Origin of the sequence: Desulfitobacterium hafniense DCB-2, assembly GCF_000021925.1 — a bacterium.
In the GTDB taxonomy this organism is placed as follows: domain Bacteria; phylum Bacillota; class Desulfitobacteriia; order Desulfitobacteriales; family Desulfitobacteriaceae; genus Desulfitobacterium; species Desulfitobacterium hafniense.
In genome coordinates this window covers 5237644-5259574 of record NC_011830.1, presented here as the reverse complement: position 1 = coordinate 5259574, position 21931 = coordinate 5237644, and the positions used below count along the sequence as shown (strand labels likewise).

Below are 21931 nucleotides of genomic sequence, written 5' to 3'. Positions count from 1 at the left end.
GAGGGGTTACTATGTTGAACCGGGTTGTTTTAATAGGCCGTTTAACGAAAGACCCCGAGTTACGTTATACCCCGAACGGAGTTGCGGTGGCCAGCTTTAGCTTAGCTGTGGATCGCAATTTCAAGAATGCTAACGGGGAACGGGAAGCGGATTTTATTCCATGTGTAGTATATAGACAACTGGCTGAGCTTTGTGCGAATTATCTTGCCAAAGGTAAATTAGCAGCTGTCGACGGGCGGTTGCAGGTTCGCACTTATGATGCTCAAGATGGGCAACGCCGTTGGGTTTATGAGGTCGTCGCTGAGAACGTGCGCTTCCTTAGTCCCAAAGATGGCGGAAATTCCGGATATGGAGCATCTTCAGGAGCCAGTGATGCAGGGACTTATGGTCATGAAGTGAGCTTAGATGACGATATCCCATTCTAAATCGGAAAGGGAGTGAATTTTATGAAACGTGAACGCGGACGCCGTCCAAGAAAACGGGTATGCAGCTTTTGTGTCGATAAGGTAGAGTCCATCGACTACAAGGATACACATAAAATACGCAAGTATATTACCGAGCGCGGCAAGATTCTACCTCGCCGTATTTCTGGAAATTGTGCAAAGCATCAACGTCAGGTGACAGTAGCGATTAAAAGAGCTCGCCACATTGCGTTATTGCCTTATATCGTAGAATAAAGAATGAGGGGGAGCTGTTGCTCCCCTTTTTATACTTTCCTTGCAGGAAATCAGTGCCGGATTAGCGAACATTTTTTAGATGGGGATTAATAAGGTTATAACATACGGTACAGTGATAAAATATGACGGGAGGGGCACCCGTGGCTGAAGTCGATATCGTCAAAGGGTTAAAAGCCATTGAAGAGATTAAGGTAGAGATGCTTAAAGCACAGTGGGCCATGCAGGAGGGATCTCTGCGTGGATCGGAAGGAGATACGCTCCAAGGTTTAGCTGATCTTGTTGCTTTAAGCTATTTGCTGACCCGCCGCATGGGGTTCGATTTTTCAAAGTTGGATCGCACTTTATTGCAGCGTTTAGAGGAATGGAAAACCGAGGATCACCATAAAGTAGAAACTCAATGGGGTGATATCAGCTTATTATTAAGCTATCTGGCCCCTGAAGATTGAACGAGACCGCGTTCAGTAATAGATTGGAGCATCGGAATGTACGTCAGTGACCAAAAAACCACCAATACCCTAGCAGTGCTTATCCTGGTGATCGGACCCTGGCTCGGAGTCTCTATGCAGGTTTGGGGATGGATGCTGGATATTCTCTTGCTTATCGCCTTGCTATGGGTTGGACGAAGTGTGGGAAGACAAGGATTGCGCTATGGGCTGGTCTTTTTGATTTCAGGGTATGGGCTGGCCTTGCTTTTCGGTGGAGCTTCTTCTTTCCACTACTTTAGCTTTGTTCCCTGGGCAGCCTTAGTCACCCTATGGGGAATAGGGGCCAATGTTCCCCAGCGGGCTCTTGTTTTCTGGAGTTTAGTCGCGGCAGGGATCCTGGGAGTATTGCCTACCCTGGCCATGCTCATGCAAGGGATTCCCCAGGAAAGCATCCAGAGCTTTGTGCAAAATATGATGGAGCAATACCGTCAGGCGGGCATGCTGGAAAGCTTAAAAACTCAAGGCATATCTGAGCTGGAGCTTCAGTCCTTATTTGAACAAATCGTCAATACTCTGATTATGCTGACTCCCGGTCTGGTAGCCATTACAGCCCTTGCCAAGTGGGGGGCCGTCTATTATGCTTTCCTGCGCTGGATACGGATTTCAGGCCGGGAATACCGTCCTTTTACGGAATGGCGGCTGCCTTGGTATGCTATATGGGGAATGAATTTTGCCATTGTCAGTTACCTTCTGGGCGACCAATTCCAATGGTTGGCTATTAAGAGCATCGGCATCAATCTTATGCTGGTTTACGGAGTCGTTGCTTTTGTCCTGGGAAGCGCTCTTTTTGTTGCCCTGCTCCAAAAACCTTGGTTATCAGGGTTTTTCCGGTTCGTCCTGCTCTTCTCCAGTGTTCTTTATATACAAGTGACGGCTATAGTCTTAATTATCATGGGTTTATTGGATCTGGTGCTGGATTTTCGCCATATGCCCATCCGCAAAAAAGAAGATTCGGATTAACCAGTGCTCAAAGGGCCATGATAGCAGAATGGAGGGTTTTCAATGAAAGTTATTTTAAAAGCAGATGTCAAAGCGTTGGGAAAGAAAGGGCAAGTTTATGAGGTTTCCGATGGATACGCACGAAATTTCCTTTTTCCCAAAGGCTTAGCCGTAGAAGCCACCTCGGGCAATCTCAATGACCTGGCTTCCAAAAAAGCCAATGAAGAGAAGAAGAAAGAGCAGGAGAAGCAGGAGGCTCAAACCCTGGCGGCCAAGCTCAGCTCCCTTTCCATAGAGATCCACACCAAGAGCGGGGAAGGCGGCAGGCTTTTTGGCTCTGTTACCAATAAAGAAATTGCCGAGGCGCTCAAAGCAAGCCATGGCATTAATCTGGATCGCCGCAAGCTGGAGCTGAAAGAACCCATCAAAGCCTTGGGAACCTTTAATGTGCAGGCCAAGCTGCACCCGGAAGTCACGGCACAATTTCAAGTCCATGTCAAAGCATCATGATCAGGCAACTGTGAAAGGGGTCCCTAATGAAAGGGTTATTAAATCATTGGTTTAAAAAGAACGAAACCGAACCAATTCAAGAGGCAGAGGAAACCAACCAACCAAGCAGCCAAGTGGAAGAGCTGAAGGAGGATGTCCGGAACAGCCATGAGCAATGGCATCATGAAGTGGATGCCCTCTATAGTCTGCTCGTTAATTACTACGGGAGCGATAAATTGGTTTTAAAGGCCACCCGCCTGGAAGCTATTCATCTTATCCAATCCGATACCATCGGGGAGCGTACGGCCGGTCTGCTCAAGATCATTTTGGACGATCCCACAGACCGCCCCCTGCCCAGTGAAGAGGAGATTCCTCAGCTTTTGATGGAAATTGAGGACCATTTAGCTGAGCTGATCGCCCGCAGGGCTGTTGAAGACCGTTTGGATAAAGCGGTGGCAGATAAAATGCAGGAGCGGCATGAGGATTATGTCAAAGAAATAAAAAGCCAGCTTCTCAAGGAAAATTCCGGACCGGATAATGCCCAGACCCTCAAGAAATTAGCCCATATCGAAAAGATGAATCTGGTGAAACTGGCCAGTTCTGTTGCGGAGGTACTGCGGCCCCAGGCTGTTGAAGAAATCATCGGCCAGGAAGTTCCCATGCAGTTTCTCCTGGCTAAGCTGGCTACGCCCTATCCCCAGCACATCATTATCTATGGACCTCCGGGTGTGGGCAAAACGTCGGCGGCCCGGGTAGCCTTAGAGGCCGTCAAAAAGAATGTCAATTCTCCCTTTGCCGAGAGTGCTCCCTTTGTGGAAGTGGATGGTACGACCCTGCGCTGGGATCCCCGGGATGTTACCAATCCCTTATTGGGCTCCGTGCATGATCCCATCTATCAGGGAGCAAAGCGGGATCTGGCCGAGACCGGGATTCCTGAGCCGAAGCTGGGTTTAGTCAGTGATGCTCATGGGGGTATTTTATTTATCGATGAAATCGGGGAGATGGACCCTGTCCTTTTAAATAAGCTTCTTAAAGTCCTGGAGGATAAACGGGTTGCTTTCGAATCCGCTTATTATGACCCCAACGATCCTCAGGTGCCTCTTTATATCAAAAAGCTTTTTGAAGAGGGTGCCCCTGCCGACTTTGTGTTAATTGGGGCAACCACCCGGGATCCCAGGGAACTCAACCCTGCTTTGCGTTCCCGCTGTGGGGAGATTTATTTTAATCCCTTGGAACCAAGGGATATTCAGCATATCGTTTCCCAGGCTGCCCAAAAGCTGGGAGCGAACCTGGAGGCCAAAGTACCGGAGGTTATCAGTGAGTATGTCTTTGAAGGCAGGAAGGCCAATACCATCCTTACCGATGCTTATGGACTGTCCCGTTACCGCCATCCGGAACAGGAAGTTCTGGTGAAGGCTGAGGAAGTTTATGAAGTATTGCGTTCAGCCCGGCTTACCCCCTATATCTCCCATAAGGCGGCAGACCGCGGTGAAACAGGAAAGATATTGGGTCTCGGCGTTCATGGTTTTGTCGGTTCCGTCCTTGAGCTGGAGGCTATCGTTTTCCCGGGCCGGGAAGGAAAAGGCACCATCCGCTTCAATGAAACCGCCGGCAGCATGGCCCGGGACGCTGTCTTCAACGCCACGGCCGTGATTCGTTCCCTCACCGGCGAAGACCTCAAAGATTACGATGTTCATGTTAACGTGGTCGGAGGAGGGAATATCGACGGGCCCTCCGCAGGATGCGCCACCACCCTGGCCATCTACAGCGCGTTGAAAAACATACCGCTGCGGCAGGATATCGCCGTCACCGGTGAAATATCCATTCAAGGAAGAGTACGGCCCGTAGGGGGCATTGCCGAGAAGATCTTTGGCGCCAAGCAGGCCGGGGTAAAAACCGTCCTCATCCCCAAAGAAAATCAAGCAGATGTGCCCTCCGGCCTGCAGGGAATCCAGGTGATCCCCATCGAAACTTTCCGGGAAGCCCTTGAACATGCCTTATTTTAAGGTTTTAGGAGGAGAAGGACATGGAACTAACCAAAGTTCCTCCCCATAATTTAGAGGCGGAACAATCGGTTTTGGGCGCTTTAATGCTTGATCCGGAAGTGGGAAGCTCCGTTTTTGAAGTAGTGCAACCCGAGGATTTTTATCGGGATAATCACCGCCAGATCTTTCTCGCTCTGCGGGATCTCTTTGAAAAGGGAGATCCCATTGACTTGGTTTCCGTAGCGGAAAGTCTTCGCCAAAGCGGACGCCTTGAACAAATCGGTGGGATCGCCACTATTTCCCAAATCGCCCGCTCTGTCCCCTCTGCAGTCAATTGTGAGTATTATGCCAGGATTGTGGCGGAGAAATCCTTATTGCGCCAACTTATCCGCAGCAGCGGACAGATTGCCGAGAAAGGCTATGAACCGGGAGAAGCCGCCACATCCCTGTTGGAAGAAGCCGAAAAAATGATTATGGATCTGTCCCAGAGACAGGTGAAAGACGGCTTCGAGTCCATACGCAATATCCTGCTCAATACCTTTGAAAAAATTGAAGCCCTCTATGCCAACAAAGGCAGTCTGACAGGGATTCCGACCTTTTTTACGGAACTGGACCGCATGACCTCGGGCTGGCAGCCCTCGGATCTGATCGTGATTGCCGCCCGTCCTTCCATGGGTAAAACGGCCTTGGTGCTGAATATGGCCCAAAATGCCGCAGTAAGAGGGAAGGTCCCGGTGGCTCTCTTCAGCTTGGAGATGTCCAAGGAGCAATTGGTCCAGCGTATGCTTTGCTCAGAGGCGATGGTGGATCAGCAGCGGGTCCGGACCGGAGATTTATTGGACACGGATTGGCCTAAGCTTACCCGGGCGGTAGGCCCTCTCTCCGAGGCGGAGATTTTTATTGATGATACCGTAGGGATTTCCCTTGCCGAGCTGCGCTCCAAGGCCAGACGTTTAAAGATGGAACACGGCCTGGGCCTGATTGTCATCGATTACCTGCAGCTCATGTCTTTAGGCAGACGGGCGGAAAGCCGCCAGCAGGAAGTTGCCCAGATTTCCCGGGGGCTCAAAGGGATTGCCCGGGAATTGAATGTTCCGGTCATCGCCCTTTCTCAGCTTAACCGGGGTGTGGAGCAGCGTCAGGATAAACGGCCGATTATGTCCGACTTATTGGAATCTGGTGCCATCGAGGCGGATGCCGATGTCATCTCCTTTATCTATCGGGATGAATATTACAACCCTGAATCGGATAAAAAGGGGATCGCTGAAATCATTATTGCCAAACACCGGAACGGACCGGTGGGGTCGGTGGAATTAGGTTATCTTAAAGAATTTACAAAGTTTGTGAACCTGGATCGCCAGCATCTTTCGGCCTAAGGACTAAAGTCTTTAGGCTTTTCAGATTAATAGGTGCTGTTAGAAATGTTAAATATATGCGAACATTGACGAATGAAAGAACTTTAACGTTCGAATTTTTTATTGACAAGAAACAGGGGCGACTGCTAAGATAAAATAGGTCTGAGAATGATTTATGTTATTAAGGGAAGAATATTGAGGACTTACTCCAGTAAGGCCCAGCTTAAGGAGTCAACTAAGGAATCGTTCGGATAAGGATCCGAAAGGAATGAAGATTTAGGGGGACTTTTTTGTTGATTAATCGATACACACATCCTGAAATGGGGCAATTATGGCGGGAAGGCTATGAATATGAGCGATGGCTGGAAGTCGAGCTGGCCGTGGCTGAGGTGATGGCTGAGCGGGGTGAGATCCCCTCCCAGGCTCTGTCCGAGATTCGCAGCAAAGCCAAAGTTAATCCGGAACGAATTGCTGAGATAGAAAAGGTGGTTCGCCATGATCTCATCGCTTTTTTGCAGGGAGTTGTGGAAGAGATTGGCGAAGCGGGCAAATATCTGCATCTGGGGCTAACCTCCTCCGATGTTAAGGATACGGGACTCAGCTTGGTCTTAAGAGATGCCGGGCAGCTTTTGCTTAAAGATTTGCGGGAACTGCGTGAAGCCTTAGCCCAGCGGGCCGTGGAAAGCAAAGCTACCGTGATGGTGGGACGTACCCATGGCATTCATGCCGAGCCCCTGACTTTCGGCTTGAAACTGGCTTTATGGATGGCTGAAATCGACCGTCAGATCGAGCGCTTGGCAGCCGCCGTCGAGTCTATCGGGGTCGGCAAGATTTCCGGTGCCGTAGGGACCTATGCCAATGTATCACCGGAAGTTGAAGAAGCGGTTTGTGCCAAATTAGGGCTTAAGCCTGCCCTGGTCAGCAATCAGATTCTTCAGCGGGATCGTCATGCCCACTATGTCACAGCCTTGGCTTTGCTCGGGAGCACTCTTGAGAAAATGGCCACAGAGATTCGCAACCTTCAGCGCACAGATATTCTGGAAGTGGAGGAGCCATTTGCCGAAGGACAAAAGGGATCTTCGGCCATGCCTCATAAACGAAATCCCATCGCCTGTGAGCAGATTGCGGGGATGTCCCGGCTGCTCCGGGGCAATGCCCTGGCTGCCATGGAAAATGTAGCTCTCTGGCATGAGCGGGATATGACCCATTCTTCTGTTGAGAGAGTGATTCTGCCTGACAGCAGCATTTTGCTGGATCATATGCTGCGGCAAATGACCCGAGTTATTAAAGGTTTACGCATTCGTTCCGATCAGATGATGGAGAATCTCCTCAAAACCTATGGCTTAACCTCCTCCCAACGGGTTCTGCTCGCTTTAGTCGATAAGGGCTGTATGCGGGAAGAGGCTTATCAGTGGGTTCAGCAGGCAGCCTTTGCCGCTTGGGATAACCGCCGGGATTTCCGGGAAGTGATTCAGGAAAATCCCCGGGTCATGGAGCTGCTCACTGCTGAGGAAATCAACGCTTTGTTTGATTGGAGTTACCATCTTAAGCATATTGACGATATTTTTAAACGCTTGGGCTTAGGCAATTAATGGCTTAATGGTTTAGTGGCTCAAGAAGAAAGAACGGGGGAATCAGGTATGGCATCCGTAGTGTTAATAGGTACTCAATGGGGCGATGAGGGAAAAGGCAAGGTAACGGACTTCCTGGCCGAAAAGGCGGATTTAGTGGTCCGCTACCAAGGGGGGAACAACGCCGGACATACCGTCGTTGCCAAAGGAGAAGAGTTTAAACTTCATTTGATCCCTTCAGGAATTCTCTATGAAGATAAGACCTGCGTCATCGGCAACGGAGTGGTGGTTGATCCTAAAGTGCTGCTGGAAGAGTTGGCTTATCTGAGCGAACGGAAAGTAAAAACGGGAAAACTCCTGATCAGCTCCAACGCTCATGTCATCATGCCTTATCACCGCTTACTTGACGCTTTGGAAGAAGATTCCCGGGGCGAGCATAAAATAGGGACCACCAAGCGGGGCATCGGCCCGGCCTATATGGACAAAACCCTGCGGATCGGCATTCGGATCATGGATTTGATTGATGATGAGGAGTTTGCCGCTAAGCTCCGCCGTAATCTGCAGGAGAAGAATAACCTCCTGACCAAAGTATACGGTGTTGAGCCTTTGGACTACGACGCCATCTATCAGGAGTATTCCGGCTATGCCCAAAAGATTCGGGGCTTGGTGGCGGACAGCTCTTTAGTCATTGACGAGTCCTTGAAAGCCGGGGAAAAGGTTTTATTTGAAGGCGCTCAGGGCACCCTGCTGGATCTGGATCACGGAACCTATCCCTATGTCACCTCCTCCCATCCCATTGCCGGCGGAGCCTGTACCGGTGCCGGGGTTGGCCCTACCCGCATCAATCGGGTGGTGGGAGTCATCAAAGCCTATACCACTCGCGTCGGCGAAGGCCCCTTCCCTACCGAGCTGGCGGACGAGACCGGGGAGCTCATGCGTCAGAATGGTCATGAATTCGGCACCACCACCGGCCGGGCGCGCCGCTGCGGCTGGTTTGATGCGGTGATCGCCCGCTATGCTGTGCGGGTCAGCGGCATCTCTGATTTTGCTTTGATGAAATTGGATGTTTTGTCCGGTTTTGAAAAGATTAAAATCTGCGTGGGTTACCGGGTCAATAACGAAGTGATTTATGAATTCCCCCAAAGTCAGAAGATATTTAAAGCGTGTGAGCCCGTCTATGAGGTTATAGAGGGCTGGCAGGAGGATATCACAGGAGTGACTCGCTTTGAGGATCTGCCGAAAGCCGCTCAGGACTATGTCAGACGGATTGAGCAGCTCACGGAAACCCAGGTTACGCTCATTGCCGTCGGACCCGGCAGAGAACAGACCATTGTCCGCGGTGAGATTTTCTAAGTAGATAGGTATCGCAGCAATGCCAGATGAATAAAGCACATCGATGTTCAGCCGTTCAGAAATGGACGGCTTTAATTTTGCATGGTTTATTTGAGAAAGATATTTTTTAGTAAAAATATTGACAAGCCGTTAAATTTGCTGTAGAATTCGTATTCGTGAGTGAGTTTTGAGCCATTAGCTCAGTCGGTAGAGCACCTGACTTTTAATCAGGGTGTCCCGCGTTCGAGTCGCGGATGGCTCACCATTATCTATCAAAAACGCTTGTGTTCTAAGGAATGCAAGCTTTTTTTAATTTGTATGGATAAGAATCTCCCCTAATAGATACCATGCATAATATTTATCTGTTATATTCTATTGCATAATGATATTTATCTGTTGCATAATATTTACCTTGACAGGCAGGCCTCTTGGAGGCTAAAATTATCCTATCTTTCTGATTATTCGAGGGACAGAATAGGTATATCAGCAAACTTGAATAATCATAAAATCTGTTATAAGGAGAAGGTATAATGAAAAGAATGTTCGGTATCGTATTCTCTCTCGTCCTGACCCTTGGTCTTCTGTCCGGTTGCGGAGGAACGGATAAAGCTCCAGCTCCAGGCGGAGAACCCAACGCAGGCGGCAAAGAACCGGCTGCAACCGCCGCCTTTAAGATTGGCGGTACCGGTCCTCTGACCGGTGGAGCAGCCATTTACGGCAACGCGGCCAAGAATGGCGCGCAGATAGCTGTTGATGAGATTAATGCCCTGGGCGGCATCCAGTTCGAACTCAAATATGAAGATGATGAGCATGATGCTGAGAAGGCCGTTAATGCTTACAATAAGCTGAAGGACTGGGGCGTGCAGATGTCCCTCGGTTCCGTGACCAGCACGCCCGGTGTGGCCACCAGTGCTGAGATGTTCAGCGATCGTATATTTGCCCTGACTCCCTCCGCGTCCGCTCCCGCTGTCATTGAGGGCAAGGATAATATCTATCAGATGTGCTTCTCCGACCCCAACCAGGGTTCGGCTTCCGCTCAGTATATCGCTGACAAAAAGCTTGGCACAAAAATTGCGATTATCTACAAGAATGACGATGTATATTCCAAGGGAATCTATAATACTTTCGTTAGCAAAGCCAAAGAACTGAATCTGGAGATCGTCTCCACAACCACCTTCACTGAGGACAGCCAGACCGACTTTTCCGTTCAGCTGGCCGATGCCAAGAAAAATGGCGCCGATTTAATCTTCCTGCCTATGTATTATACCCCGGCCTCTCTGATCTTCCAGCAGGCTAAGTCTATGGACTACTCCCCCAAATACTTCGGTGTGGACGGCATGGACGGCATCCTGACTCTGGAGAACTTTGATAAATCCCTGGCTGAAGGCGTTATGCTCCTGACCCCCTTCAGTGCCGACGCTACCGATGAGCGTACCGTCAACTTCGTCAAGAAATACCAGGAACTATTTAAAGAGACTCCCAACCAGTTCGCCGCCGACGGTTATGATGTGGTGTATGCCTACAAGAAAGCCATTGAGGCTGCCGGCATCACCCCTGATATGAAGGCCGCCGATATCTGTGAGAAACTGGTCCAAGTATTCCCCACTATTTCTGTTGACGGACTTACCGGTGAGAAAATGACCTGGGCCAAGACTGGTGAAGTTTCTAAGAAACCTAAAGGAATGGTCATAGAAAAGGGTACCTACGTCGGTATGGACTAAGAAACTGCTGCCCTTTCAAATGGTTTGTCGAGAGGACTGCCGAGTACATACTCGGCAGCCCTTTATCCGTTATGTGGCCTTTTCCGAATCTGCTCAAACTACGAATATGCTCAAAAAATATGCTCAAACTAAATGAAGGTGTGTGAGTTATGACCTTTCTCTCCTTTCTGATCAGCGGACTCAGTCTTGGCAGCGTCTATGCCATCATAGCTCTGGGCTATACAATGGTCTACGGCATTGCCAAAATGCTGAACTTTGCCCATGGCGATGTGATCATGGTCGGTGCCTATGTTTGCTTCTTCGCTACCACACGGGGGAATCTGCACCCGGTCTTCGGTGTGCTTCTGGCCATGGTGGTATGTACTATCCTGGGGGTGGTCATAGAGCGCCTGGCCTACAAGCCGCTTAGAGCGGCAACCTCCTTGGCCGTGCTTATCACTGCTATAGGTGTGAGCTATTTTCTGCAGAATGCCGCTTTGCTGCTCTGGTCTTCTAATCCCAAGGTGTTCACTTCCGTAGTAGGAAATGGCTCTCTGAAGCTTTTCGACGGCCAGCTGACCATCTCCGTCATCGCCATCGTCACCATAGTCGCCTGCCTGATTATTATGGCCGTGCTGACCTGGTTCACCGGCAAGACCAAAATGGGCAAGGCGATGCGCGCCTGCTCAGAGGACAAGGGGGCGGCTCAGCTGATGGGCATCAACGTTAACTTTACCATCTCCGTTACCTTTGCCATCGGCTCTGCCCTGGCGGCGATTGCCGGCGTTCTCCTTTGCTCCGCTTATCCCACCTTGATGCCCACCACGGGCTCCATGCCCGGCATCAAGGCGTTCACTGCCGCCGTACTTGGCGGAATCGGCTCCATACCCGGCGCTATGATCGGCGGTATCCTGCTGGGCGTCATTGAGATATTCGGCAAGGGTTATATCTCCACCCAGCTTTCCGACGCCATCGTGTTCTCCGTCCTTATTCTTACTTTGTTGGTCAAGCCCACTGGTCTTCTGGGCAAAAAGATCAACGAGAAAGTATGAGGTGGATGCTATGATCGTATTGAAAAAAACTACACGCAACAACCTCTATACCTATGCTTTAGTTATAGTGGCTTATCTTATTGTCCAATTGCTGATCAGCGGCGGCAATATCAGCTCCTCCCTGCAAGGGCAGCTGGTTCCCATCTGCGCCTATGTGATCCTGGCTATTTCCCTGAACCTGACTGTGGGCATACTTGGTGAGCTGTCGTTAGGCCACGCGGGTTTTATGAGTATCGGTGCCTTTGCGGGTGTGGTGGCTTGCATAAGCCTGGAGCAGATCATACCCATCACGATCCTGCGCCTGATCGTATCTCTTATCGTCGGTGCTCTTTTCGCCGGAGTAGCCGGTTTTCTGATCGGGATACCTGTCCTGCGTCTTAAAGGCGACTATTTGGCCATCGTCACTCTGGCTTTTGGAGAAATTATCAAAAATATTATCAACATCCTTTATGTAGGGTTGGATAAAGCAGGACTGCACATTAGCTTCCTTAGCGACTCCAATGCCCTGAACCTTGGTGAAGGCGGCAGAGTCATTATCGACGGCCCCCTGGGCATTACAGGTATACCTAAGCTTTCCACGTTCACCATCGGTTTTGTCCTCATACTGATTACTTTGTTTATCGTACTGAATTTGGTTGACAGCCGTTCGGGACGGGCAATTATGGCGTTGCGCGACAACCGCATTGCAGCGGAGAGTGTGGGTATTCATATCACTAAGTATAAGCTGATGGCTTTTGTCACCTCCGCCGCCCTGGCCGGTGCCGCAGGTACTTTGTTTGCCATGAATTATTCCACCATTATTGCCTCTAAGTTCGGCTTCAACACCTCGATCCTGATTCTTGTCTTTGTGGTCCTGGGAGGTCTGGGTAATATCCGGGGCTCGATTATCGCCGCCACCCTACTTACCATACTCCCTGAGCTGCTGCGTGAATTTAACAGCTACCGCATGCTTTTATATGCCATCGTTCTCATCCTGATCATGCTGGCCACCAACAATGACGCCTTTAAGAGCCATTTGGGAGCTTTAAAAGCAAGGCTGCTTCCTGCAAAGCTCAGAAAAGAAAAGGGGGGCGCGGAAAATGGATAAGGGTGATGTGAACATGCTGCCGGTGCTGGAAGCCCGGGACCTGGGTATAAACTTTGGCGGACTTATGGCTGTCAATGGTTTCAACATGACCATCGGACGTACGGAGATAGCCGGACTCATTGGCCCCAACGGTGCAGGAAAGACTACTGTCTTCAATCTGCTTACTAAAGTATATCAGCCTACCCATGGCACCATCCTGTTGGATGGACGTGACACGCAGAATATGAACACAGTGCAAATCAATAAAGCCGGTATCGCCCGGACCTTTCAAAATATACGCCTTTTCTCGAATCTATCGGTTGAAGACAATGTAAAGCTTGGTATGCATAATCATATCAACTATGGTATGTGGAATGGCATTCTCCGCCTCCCTGCTTACTGGAAAAGCGAGAAGCAGGCCCATGAGAAGGCCATGGAGCTTTTGTCCATCTTCGATATGGAGGGTTTGGCGGGGAAGCAGGCAGGATCTCTGCCCTACGGCGCTCAACGCAGGCTTGAGATAGTCCGTGCCCTGGCCACGAAACCCTTGCTGCTGCTCCTGGATGAGCCTGCCGCCGGGATGAACCCTTCCGAGACAGCCGAATTAATGGATAATATCGTGAAGATTCGTGATACCTTCCAGATCGCAATTATGCTCATCGAGCACGACATGAATCTGGTCATGGGCATCTGCGAGAAAATAAGTGTGCTTAATTTCGGTAAAGTCATCGCCAACGGCAACCCCAGCGAGATCCGGAACAACCCTCAGGTCATCGAAGCTTATTTAGGCAAGAAGAGGGAGGGCTGACCACTATGTTGAAAGTCGATAATATCAACGTTTTTTACGGTGCGATACACGCCATCAAGGGTATCTCCCTGGAGGTCAACGAAGGTGAGATCGTGACTCTGATCGGGGCCAATGGAGCCGGCAAGAGCACCGTGCTCAAGACTATTTCCGGCTTGCTGCGCACCAAGACCGGCGGCATAAACTTCTTGGGCAAAGACATCACTTCCACGCTACCCCACAAGATTGTGGAACGCGGTTTGGCTCATGTCCCTGAAGGCAGGCGGATTTTTCTGCAAATGACCGTCCAGGAGAATCTGGAAATGGGCGCCTACACCCGTCCTTCCGGCGATATCGAGGCCGAGTTGGAAAAGGTCTACGTTCTGTTTCCGCGACTTCTGGAACGCCGCAGACAGGTTGCGGGCACCCTTTCCGGAGGGGAGCAGCAGATGCTGGCCATCGGCCGGGCGCTGATGAGCAAGCCTAAACTTCTGATGCTGGATGAGCCCTCCATGGGCCTTGCGCCGATACTGGTGGAGCAGATCTTCACCATTATCCAGGAGATGAACAAAGCCGGAACCACTGTCCTTCTTGTGGAGCAGAATGCCCAGATGGCTTTATCTATTGCTGATAGAGCCTACGTTCTGGAGACCGGCTCCATCTCCATTTCCGGCACCGGCCGGGAACTGGCCGAGAGCGATGAGATCCGCAAGGCCTATCTGGGAGGCTGAGCAGCCTCCCGGAAGCGTTCAGAAAAAATGCTGGAAAAAAATCTGTCCAAAGGTCTTTACTTATAGGCATCTTTTGTGTATACTACAAAAGCGTGAGTGAGACGGCTCACCATCAGTGGCCCATTGGTCAAGCGGCCTAAGACACCGCCCTTTCACGGCGGTAACACGGGTTCGAATCCCGTATGGGTCACCATGTATGCCTCGGTAGCTCAGTCGGTAGAGCAGAGGACTGAAAATCCTCGTGTCGGCGGTTCGATTCCGCCCTGAGGCACCATTTGATTTTAAAGGAAGTTGTTTTTAAGCCATGCTGTATACCAAGCAGTGTGGCTTTTGTATTGGCTGCTGTTCGTGCCTTAACCGGCTTATGCCAAACAATCATTCTATTGTCAATAGACATAAAATAAGCTACACTATAAACTGAATCCTTGTCACATTATGTTTAAACCCCAGATTATATGTAACTGGAGGAAGCCCTGTGAAATTGAACAAAGTGCTGGTGACTGTTGCACTTCTGCTGATTTTCTCAGTCAGTGGTTGCGGCTCCCTTGAAGAGGCTGTTCAGGAGGCCAAAAAGGTGGTTCCAGGCGATTGGGAGGTAATCCATACCGAACAGGTTCAAAATGAGGCGACGATTGTCTTTTATATCAATAATGATGAACTGGGGGCAGGCTTGTTTCAGAAGGATGCCTTTGGTTGGAAGTGGCTGGGAACCGAAGGCGGCTCTTTGGTAACCTATCCTAAAGGATTGTCGTGGCGCTATTCGGATTTAGGGGACAAGTCCGCTAAGTTCTATCTTTATTATGGATTTGTGGAAGAACCCAAAATCAGCTCCATTGAAGTGAAGACCACCTGGGGGGAAGCCGTTAAAGCAACGATTGTGCAGTCCGGGGAGTATTCCCTTTGGTATGCTATGATCAGCAAAGCTCAGGTTCCCTCGGTTGACGCCGATATTACCGGATACTCGGAAAAAGGCGATGTTCTTTATTTGTTCAGTCAGCCCAAACAAGGAACAGTAACCAAGTAAATTATATTTTGCACACTAACTTGTCCTCATGATATAATGAGTGACGAATTCTTATGTGTTCGAGAGGAGGCTATAAAGATGGCAAAACATATTCAAACAGTTGTCAAAGCCAATTTAAGTGCAACTTTAAAAACAGGTGGCTGTGGAGAGTGTCAGACTTCCTGCCAATCGGCCTGCAAAACATCCTGCACCGTAGGCAATCAAGTCTGTGTTAAGTAGTATTCGTCAGTAGTGCCCCGACCAGAACATAGTGTGACGAAGTGAAAAGATTAAACATAGGTCGCGAGAACCCACCTGATTCAGGCGGGTTCTGTTTCTATGTTTATCTGTTTAAGAAAGAAGGGAAAACCGCCCATGTTCCTTGAAGGATATGATCTTAAAAAAAATGTCCATAGCTACCAACAGGGAGATCTGAAGATTGCCTATGATGTCAATTCCGGCTCCCTGCATATTTTAGATGACACGACCTTTTCAATCCTGAAAGTTCTGGAAAGACTACAGGAGGAGCATCAGCCTTTGGCCAGGGAAACGGTCACAGCCCTGTTACAGGCAGAGGGTATGCCTCTTCCTCAGGAAGTAGCCGAGGAAATCTTTGCCGAGATGGAAGAGCTGCAGCAGGAGGGTGTCCTGTTCTCAAAGGAAGCCGAAGAGAAAGGCCCTGCCTATCCGGCCAAGCCTATTGTCAAAGCCATCTGCCTTCACGTGGCCCACGACTGCAACCTGCGCTGCAATTACTGCTTTGCCGGAACCGGGGCCTTTGGCGGACAGCGGGGTCTTATGGACGTGGCAACCGGCAAGCAGGCTATCGACTTTGTCCTGGAGGCCTCCGCTCATCGTAAGCATTGTGAAGTGGACTTTTTCGGGGGTGAGCCCCTTTTGAACTATCAAATGGTCAAAGAGGTTGTCCGGTACGGGAAAGAGGCGGCCCAGGCTAAAGGCAAAACCATTAAGTTTACCATAACCACCAATGCGGTGCTGCTGAGCGAAGAAATACAAAACTTTCTGGAGCAGGAAGATATCAGTGTCGTCCTCAGCATTGACGGACGTCCGGAAGTCCATGATCGGATGCGCCCCTATGCCAATGGCCAGGGAAGCTATGCCCAAGTAGCTCCGCGCCTGCAGCAGTTTGCCGCGAAACGCCCCGAGAGCTCTCCCTATGCCGTAGGTACTTACTATTATGCCCGGGGAACTTATACCCATTACAACCTGGACTTTGATCAAGACGTCACCCATCTGCTGGATCTGGGGATGAAACAAATATCCCTGGAACCTGTGGTGGCTCAGCCCAGCGATCCCTATGCTTTCCAGGAAGGGGATCTTCCCGAAATTTTAAAGACCTATGATCGCCTGGGGGAAGAGCTGCTGGCTCGCCGGCGCAAAGGTGAAGATTTTAGTTTTTTCCATTTTAACGTAGCCCTGGACCAAGGTCCATGCCTGCCCAAGCGTCTCTCCGGCTGCGGAGCCGGCCATGAATATGTGGCGATTTCACCGGAAGGAGATCTCTATCCCTGCCATCAGTTTGTCGGCCAGGAGGAGTTCAAAATGGGTTCCCTGGGGCAAGAGGGTGTTCCTCTTAATCCGGAGATCATCGCAAAGTTCCGTTCCGCCCATGTCTATAGCAAAGCGGCCTGCCGTCAATGCTGGGCGCGTTTTTCCTGCAGCGGCGGCTGCCACTCGGCCAATCATGCTTTTAGCGGCCAACTTAACGAGGTCTATGCTTTAGGGTGTGAGTTTCAGAAGAAACGCCTTGAAGTAGCCCTCTATATGAAGATCAAAGAGGCATAAAAGATTCTATTATGGTTTGTGGAGGGGATAAACATGACCGTTCTGCGCTCGGCTTGTCCGTTGAACTGTCCAGACAGCTGCGGCTTTGTTGTGGAGTACAGCGAGGATAAAGGACTCCAGGTTCGTGGGGATAAGGAGCATCCTCTAACCAAGGGAATAGTATGTTCAAAAGCTCAGGCTCAGGCGCAACGGGTCTTCTCGGCCGAAAGGCTGCGTTTCCCCCTTCTCAGGGACCGGGGAGGATTGCGGCGGATTTCCTGGGCTGAAGCCAATACTCTCTTAACAGATAAAATCAAAGAGACCCTTGAAGAAGTGGGTTCCTGGGGGATTCTTCACCATTATGATTATGGTCACAATGGGAAGTTAAGAGAGCTGGACCGGCGCTTTTTCCAGGCCTTGGGCGGGGTCACGGAACCCAGAGGAAGTATGTGCTGGGGAGCAGGCTACCGGGCCCAGGAGATTGATTTCGGGGGAGTTCTGGCCGGGGATTGGACCCAGGTCAGCCAGGCGAGGGTCATTATCCTGTGGGGAAGGGATCCGGCCGTTACCAATCTGCATATGGTGCCCCTTTTGCTGGAGGCTAAGAAAGTCGGGGCCAAGATCGTCGTGATTAATCCGGTGCGGGTGAAAAGTGCTGATTTTGCTCAGGATTATGTTCAGGTTCATCCCGGCAGTGACGGCGTCCTGGCCATGGGAATCGCCCATATTATTTTACGGGAAGGCTGGCTGGACTGGGATTTTGTACGCAGGTCCGTCCATGGGCTGGAAGCCTTTGCCCTCAGGGCGAAGGAATACAACCCGGAACGAGTGGCCATGCTGACCGGGATACCGGTGGAAAAACAAGAAGAATTAGCCCAGACCATAAGCCGTACCCGGCCGGTCACGATCCTGGCCGGATACGGCTTACAGCGCTATAGCGGCGGCGGCAATACTCTCCGCGCTATCGATGCTCTTTTAGCCTTGACCGGCAATCTGGGCCAGCCCGGAGCAGGCATCCATTACGGCTATCAATACCATAGCCGTCATCTCAACAAAGTCACCATGGATCCTCAGGATTATCAGTCCCGGACTTTTCCTCATCCATTTCTGGCCGAAGAGATCAGCAAGGCGGATCCTCCGGTTCGTTTGGCTGTAGTGACCCGCTCCAATCCCTTGGTCCAACAGCCTAATTCCCTGCTTTGGCGGGAGGTCTGGCGGAAAATACCCTTTAAGGTGACCTTTGATATCACCCTGACGGAGACGGCCCGCCATTCCGATCTGGTTCTGCCTGTCACCACGGCTTTTGAAGATGAGGACCTGATCGCCACCTCCTGGAGTCCCATCCTTCAGCTTACCCGGAAGATCGTGGAGCCCCGGTATGAAGCGAGATCCGAAGCGGTGATTTTTACGGAGCTGGCCCAGCGTCTGGGTTTGGAAGAGGTTTTTCCTTATACCCCGGAGCAGTGGCTGGAATACGTCCTGGCACCCTTGGCCGAGTATGGAATAACTTTGGAGAGTTTAAGGAAAGGCCCTCTGCGGACCCCTTATATCCCTGAAGTGGCCTGGCAGGATTTGCAGTTTAAGACACCCAGCGGCAAGATTGAACTGGCTTCAGAGATCGCCCTGGCTGAATACGGGGATGCCGTGGCTGATCCCCTTCTCGAAGGTTCCCGGGATGCTCTGAACATGAATCTGGAATTTACCAAGACCCCAAGTCAAGGGGAGTATCCCTGGTATCTCATCACCCCTCATCCCCACCATGCCCTTCATTCCCAGTTTCAGGAGGCAGAAGGCTTTCGCCTTTATATCCACCCCCAACTGGCCGAGAAGTATTACCTCTCCACCGGGGATCGGGCCTTGGTAGAGACGGAGCATGGCCAGCTTTTGGCCTGGGTGTCTGTCTCCGAGGACATTCACCCGCAAACGGTGGTTCTGCCCGAGGGGGGCACCGAGGAGGGCTGGGGAGTGAACCAGCTGCTGGCGGGGAAAGCTTCCGATTTTGGCGAAAGCACACCCTACTACGAAGCACGGTGCCAGCTGCGCAAATGGCTGGTGGACTGAGCAGACAGGCCCCCTGTTCTCTTGTGCACAATCCTTTATAGACTAACTTTGGGCAAAATGTTAAAATAAGAGCATGTATAATTAAGATTGCTGGATAGGAAGGGGCGGTTCGGTGCAGAAAAGAACCCAAAAATTAACCGTGTATGTTATTGTGGGCTTATTGATTATCAGCTTGGTAGGAACTTCCTTTATGTTCCTGGGGGATATGCGCCCTACAGTTGGAAAAAACTATCAGGATCAAATTAATAGTTTAAAGCAAGCCCTGGAAGCAAATCCTCAGGATACCCAAACCCGCTTGGCTCTTGCTGACACCTATTATGATTGGGGTATGCAAACATTATCCCAGGATATGGCGGAAGAAAATCTGGCAACAACGACTTCGATACTTCAGCAGGCGGTGACGGAGTATCAGGAGGTTCTCAAGACCGAGAAGAATGTCAACATCCTGGTCGATATGGCTACTGCCGCTTTTTACACAAGCCAAAATGAGTTGGCTGATCAGACCTTCCAGGAAGCTTTGCAAGAGGATCCGAATTTTTATAACGGTCTTTACAATTACGGGGTTTTCCTGTATTCCCAGGGAGACTATGGCAAAGCTATTGAACAGTGGGAGAAGGCTCTCGCTTTGGAAAACATCTCCCCGGACAATAAAGAGAGACTGGAAAGAAATATTAAGCTGGCCCAGGATGGGATTGTCCAGCAATTTCAACAACCGGAAAACGGAGATTCGTCTGACGCAAACGCTGAGGCTAAATAAGCCTCAGTTTTTCATTTCTAAAGTATTTTGCCGCAAAATTATTTTGAAAATGTTTTTTATAGACAAAGGATTTGATATAATATCCTTGTTTAAACGGAAGAGGGGAATTATGTGCATTTAGCGACACTGGCCAGTGGGAGCTCCGGCAATTCCATTGTTGTGGGGCATGAAAAGAGGAACTTTCTTGTTGATTGCGGTATTAGCCTCAAGGCAACCCTACATAATCTAGCCATCCTCGATATAGCTCCTTCAGAAATCGAAGGAATTTTCATTACCCATGAACATAGTGACCATATTAAAGGGGTTGGGGCTGTCGCGCGCAAGCTTAAAATCCCCATTTATGCCTCGGCAAAGATCTGGGATGAGTTAAATCCCTCCATAGGAAAACTCAAGGATGAACAACGGGTGGTGGTCAGGGATGCTTTTACTTGCGCGGGCCTGCGGGTCCGTGTCTTTCCTACCTCCCACGACAGTCAGGAGAGCTTCGGTGTGCGGGTGGAGGTTGAGCAGCCGGTCAGGGGTCGAAGCAAGGCTATTGGGATTGCTACGGATACGGGAATCGTCACTGAAGAGATGCATCAAGCCTTAAAAGGTTGTGACGCTTTAGTGGTGGAGGCCAATCACGACCGGGAAATGCTTTGGCAAGGGGGATATCCCTGGTATCTCAAAAAGCGAATCAGCGGGAATTATGGCCATTTAGAGAACAGTCAGTTGGCCGAGGGCCTTCTGCAGTGGATCGAGGGAAACACCCAGCGCATTGTTTTAGCCCATTTAAGCGACGAAAACAATACACCGGAAACGGCCCTGTCCACCATTTTGCGTATACTCAAAGAATCCCGGGTGGCCAAGGAAAACCGGGATCTAAGATTGCGGGTGGCACCGCGCTATACACCGCATGAACTGATTGTTTTGGAAGAATACTAAGCCGACGAGGAGGTCATGGCATGGGTTATTATGATCAAAACGATTACTCAGACTATTCAGCAAAGAGGCGCAGACCCGGACTTTTCGCTACGATAGCCCTGGCTTTAATCAGTGCGCTCATCGGCGGCCTTATCTCCGTAGCCTTAGTGCCTTCTTTATATGGCAATCAGCCTGGGGGAGGAAAAGAGGTCATTCTCGGCCAAGGATCCTCTGCACCGCCGGTGACGATTACCCAGCCTACCGGATTTCCAACGGTAGAGGTTGCCAAAGCTGTGGGACCCGCTGTCGTAGGCATTGCCAACTTTCAATCCCGGGGCCGGATTTTTGGCGGCGCCGGTCTGACTGAAGCAGGCACAGGTTCCGGTTTTATCATCGACGCCCAATATGGTTATATTGTTACCAACTACCATGTCGTCGCCAATGCTTCAAAGTTGATGGTGAGTTTGGCCGACGGAAGAAATGCCGAGGCCACTTTAGTGGGTCAGGACCCTCGTACAGACCTGGCGGTGCTCAAAATCTCTGCGGACGGACTTACCGTGGCACAGCTGGGAAACTCGGAGCAAGTCCAAGTGGGGGAACCGGTAGTGGCTATTGGCAACCCCGGTGGGGAGGAATTTGCCCGTTCCGTGACTCAGGGTGTTGTGTCGGCCAAGAACCGGATTTTGTTAATCGAGGGAGAGTCCAGTTTTAACTTAATTCAGACCGATGCTGCCATCAACCCAGGCAATAGCGGTGGTCCTCTGGTCAACTACAACGGCCAGGTGGTGGGGATCAATTCAGCTAAGAATGCGGAAGCCGGTTTTGAGGGCATGGGCTTTGCCATCCCGATTACGGATGCCATACCCGTTATCGAACAGCTGATTGCCAAAGGTTACTTCAGTCATCCCGGATTTCTGGTCTCCATCGACACCCGCTACACACCCGAATGGGCGGCCCAAAGAGGTTGGCCTGCCGGTGCCTATATCTCCAATGTGGACCCCAGCGGCCCGGCGGCTCAAGCCGGTATCCAGGCCGGGGATGTTCTGGTGAAGATTGAGGGAGTCACGGTCAGGAGCTCCCTGGAGTTAACCCATGAGTTATTTAAGTTTAAACCGGGAGATACCGTTACGGTGACCTATTACCGTAATGGGCAAAATACCGATGTTCAGGTGAAATTGGTTGAGATCATCGCCAACTAAATAGATTCAGGGTAGCTATATAATTGGGGGGAGGATATGAGCAGTGATCACCCTCCC

General features: G+C 50.5%; 21 protein-coding genes and 3 tRNA genes. All 24 read left to right on the top strand.

Going from position 1 to position 21931, the window contains the following annotated elements:
• The first annotated feature begins 11 nt into the window (after nucleotides 1-11).
• The 24 genes from DHAF_RS24590 to DHAF_RS24485 all read left to right on the top strand — a co-directional run bounded on the left by DHAF_RS24590 (nucleotide 12) and on the right by DHAF_RS24485 (nucleotide 21874).
• Nucleotides 12-425 (top strand): single-stranded DNA-binding protein, encoded by a 414-nt coding sequence (locus tag DHAF_RS24590; protein ID WP_005815182.1) that lies wholly within the window; start codon nucleotides 12-14, stop codon nucleotides 423-425.
• A gap of 21 nt (nucleotides 426-446) precedes the next feature.
• The gene (rpsR, locus tag DHAF_RS25530) at nucleotides 447-677 is read left to right on the top strand and encodes a 30S ribosomal protein S18 (protein WP_011462317.1); all 231 of its coding nucleotides are present in this window, start codon (nucleotides 447-449) and stop codon (nucleotides 675-677) included.
• A gap of 122 nt (nucleotides 678-799) precedes the next feature.
• Nucleotides 800-1123: a MazG-like family protein gene (locus tag DHAF_RS24585; RefSeq protein ID WP_005815184.1), complete on the top strand. Its 324-nt coding sequence runs from the start codon at nucleotides 800-802 to the stop codon at nucleotides 1121-1123.
• Nucleotides 1124-1159: 36 nt separating this feature from the next.
• Entirely contained in the window at nucleotides 1160-2122 is a 963-nt protein-coding gene (locus tag DHAF_RS24580; RefSeq protein ID WP_005815186.1) for a DUF2232 domain-containing protein, read from the top strand.
• Between the two features lie 42 nt (nucleotides 2123-2164).
• Entirely contained in the window at nucleotides 2165-2611 is a 447-nt protein-coding gene (gene rplI, locus DHAF_RS24575; RefSeq protein ID WP_005815187.1) for a 50S ribosomal protein L9, read from the top strand.
• A 26-nt stretch (nucleotides 2612-2637) separates the two neighbouring features.
• Nucleotides 2638-4596 carry a Lon family ATP-dependent protease gene (lonC, locus tag DHAF_RS24570; protein WP_005815189.1) on the top strand — a complete coding sequence of 653 codons (1959 nt, stop codon included), beginning with the start codon at nucleotides 2638-2640 and terminating at the stop codon, nucleotides 4594-4596.
• 20 nt (nucleotides 4597-4616) lie between these two features.
• A complete protein-coding gene (dnaB, locus tag DHAF_RS24565) occupies nucleotides 4617-5951 on the top strand; it encodes a replicative DNA helicase (protein WP_005815191.1) in 1335 nt (444 codons plus the stop codon).
• A gap of 272 nt (nucleotides 5952-6223) precedes the next feature.
• The gene (gene purB / locus DHAF_RS24560) at nucleotides 6224-7522 is read left to right on the top strand and encodes an adenylosuccinate lyase (RefSeq protein ID WP_462676877.1); all 1299 of its coding nucleotides are present in this window, start codon (nucleotides 6224-6226) and stop codon (nucleotides 7520-7522) included.
• A gap of 48 nt (nucleotides 7523-7570) precedes the next feature.
• Nucleotides 7571-8854 carry an adenylosuccinate synthase gene (locus DHAF_RS24555; RefSeq protein WP_015945535.1) on the top strand — a complete coding sequence of 428 codons (1284 nt, stop codon included), beginning with the start codon at nucleotides 7571-7573 and terminating at the stop codon, nucleotides 8852-8854.
• Between the two features lie 168 nt (nucleotides 8855-9022).
• Nucleotides 9023-9098: transfer RNA gene (locus DHAF_RS24550), tRNA-Lys, on the top strand.
• A gap of 265 nt (nucleotides 9099-9363) precedes the next feature.
• Complete coding sequence (locus DHAF_RS24545; RefSeq protein WP_005815196.1) at nucleotides 9364-10554, top strand: ABC transporter substrate-binding protein; 1191 nt, start codon at nucleotides 9364-9366, stop codon at nucleotides 10552-10554.
• A gap of 149 nt (nucleotides 10555-10703) precedes the next feature.
• Entirely contained in the window at nucleotides 10704-11585 is an 882-nt protein-coding gene (locus DHAF_RS24540) for a branched-chain amino acid ABC transporter permease (RefSeq protein ID WP_005815198.1), read from the top strand.
• Nucleotides 11586-11595: 10 nt separating this feature from the next.
• Nucleotides 11596-12672 carry a branched-chain amino acid ABC transporter permease gene (locus DHAF_RS24535; RefSeq protein WP_005815200.1) on the top strand — a complete coding sequence of 359 codons (1077 nt, stop codon included), beginning with the start codon at nucleotides 11596-11598 and terminating at the stop codon, nucleotides 12670-12672.
• A complete protein-coding gene (locus DHAF_RS24530; protein WP_005815202.1) occupies nucleotides 12665-13459 on the top strand; it encodes an ABC transporter ATP-binding protein in 795 nt (264 codons plus the stop codon). The genes DHAF_RS24535 and DHAF_RS24530 overlap by 8 nt, the downstream gene beginning before the upstream one ends.
• 5 nt (nucleotides 13460-13464) lie before the next feature.
• Nucleotides 13465-14166: an ABC transporter ATP-binding protein gene (locus tag DHAF_RS24525; RefSeq protein ID WP_005815204.1), complete on the top strand. Its 702-nt coding sequence runs from the start codon at nucleotides 13465-13467 to the stop codon at nucleotides 14164-14166.
• A 117-nt stretch (nucleotides 14167-14283) separates the two neighbouring features.
• Nucleotides 14284-14359: transfer RNA gene (locus tag DHAF_RS24520), tRNA-Glu, on the top strand.
• Between the two features lie 5 nt (nucleotides 14360-14364).
• Nucleotides 14365-14440, top strand: a tRNA-Phe gene (locus tag DHAF_RS24515).
• Nucleotides 14441-14641: 201 nt separating this feature from the next.
• Complete coding sequence (locus DHAF_RS24510) at nucleotides 14642-15190, top strand: hypothetical protein (protein ID WP_005815208.1); 549 nt, start codon at nucleotides 14642-14644, stop codon at nucleotides 15188-15190.
• A gap of 78 nt (nucleotides 15191-15268) precedes the next feature.
• The gene (gene scfA / locus DHAF_RS25525) at nucleotides 15269-15409 is read left to right on the top strand and encodes a six-cysteine ranthipeptide SCIFF (protein ID WP_005815210.1); all 141 of its coding nucleotides are present in this window, start codon (nucleotides 15269-15271) and stop codon (nucleotides 15407-15409) included.
• Between the two features lie 135 nt (nucleotides 15410-15544).
• Nucleotides 15545-16975, top strand: a complete 1431-nt coding sequence (gene scfB / locus DHAF_RS24505; RefSeq protein ID WP_011462310.1) for a thioether cross-link-forming SCIFF peptide maturase — start codon at nucleotides 15545-15547, stop codon at nucleotides 16973-16975.
• A gap of 33 nt (nucleotides 16976-17008) precedes the next feature.
• Nucleotides 17009-19015 carry a molybdopterin-containing oxidoreductase family protein gene (locus DHAF_RS24500; protein WP_015945534.1) on the top strand — a complete coding sequence of 669 codons (2007 nt, stop codon included), beginning with the start codon at nucleotides 17009-17011 and terminating at the stop codon, nucleotides 19013-19015.
• A 112-nt stretch (nucleotides 19016-19127) separates the two neighbouring features.
• Entirely contained in the window at nucleotides 19128-19772 is a 645-nt protein-coding gene (locus DHAF_RS24495) for a tetratricopeptide repeat protein (protein WP_015945533.1), read from the top strand.
• 111 nt (nucleotides 19773-19883) lie between these two features.
• The gene (locus tag DHAF_RS24490; protein ID WP_005815219.1) at nucleotides 19884-20696 is read left to right on the top strand and encodes an MBL fold metallo-hydrolase; all 813 of its coding nucleotides are present in this window, start codon (nucleotides 19884-19886) and stop codon (nucleotides 20694-20696) included.
• Between the two features lie 20 nt (nucleotides 20697-20716).
• A complete protein-coding gene (locus DHAF_RS24485) occupies nucleotides 20717-21874 on the top strand; it encodes a S1C family serine protease (protein WP_005815222.1) in 1158 nt (385 codons plus the stop codon).
• Nucleotides 21875-21931: the final 57 nt, after the last annotated feature.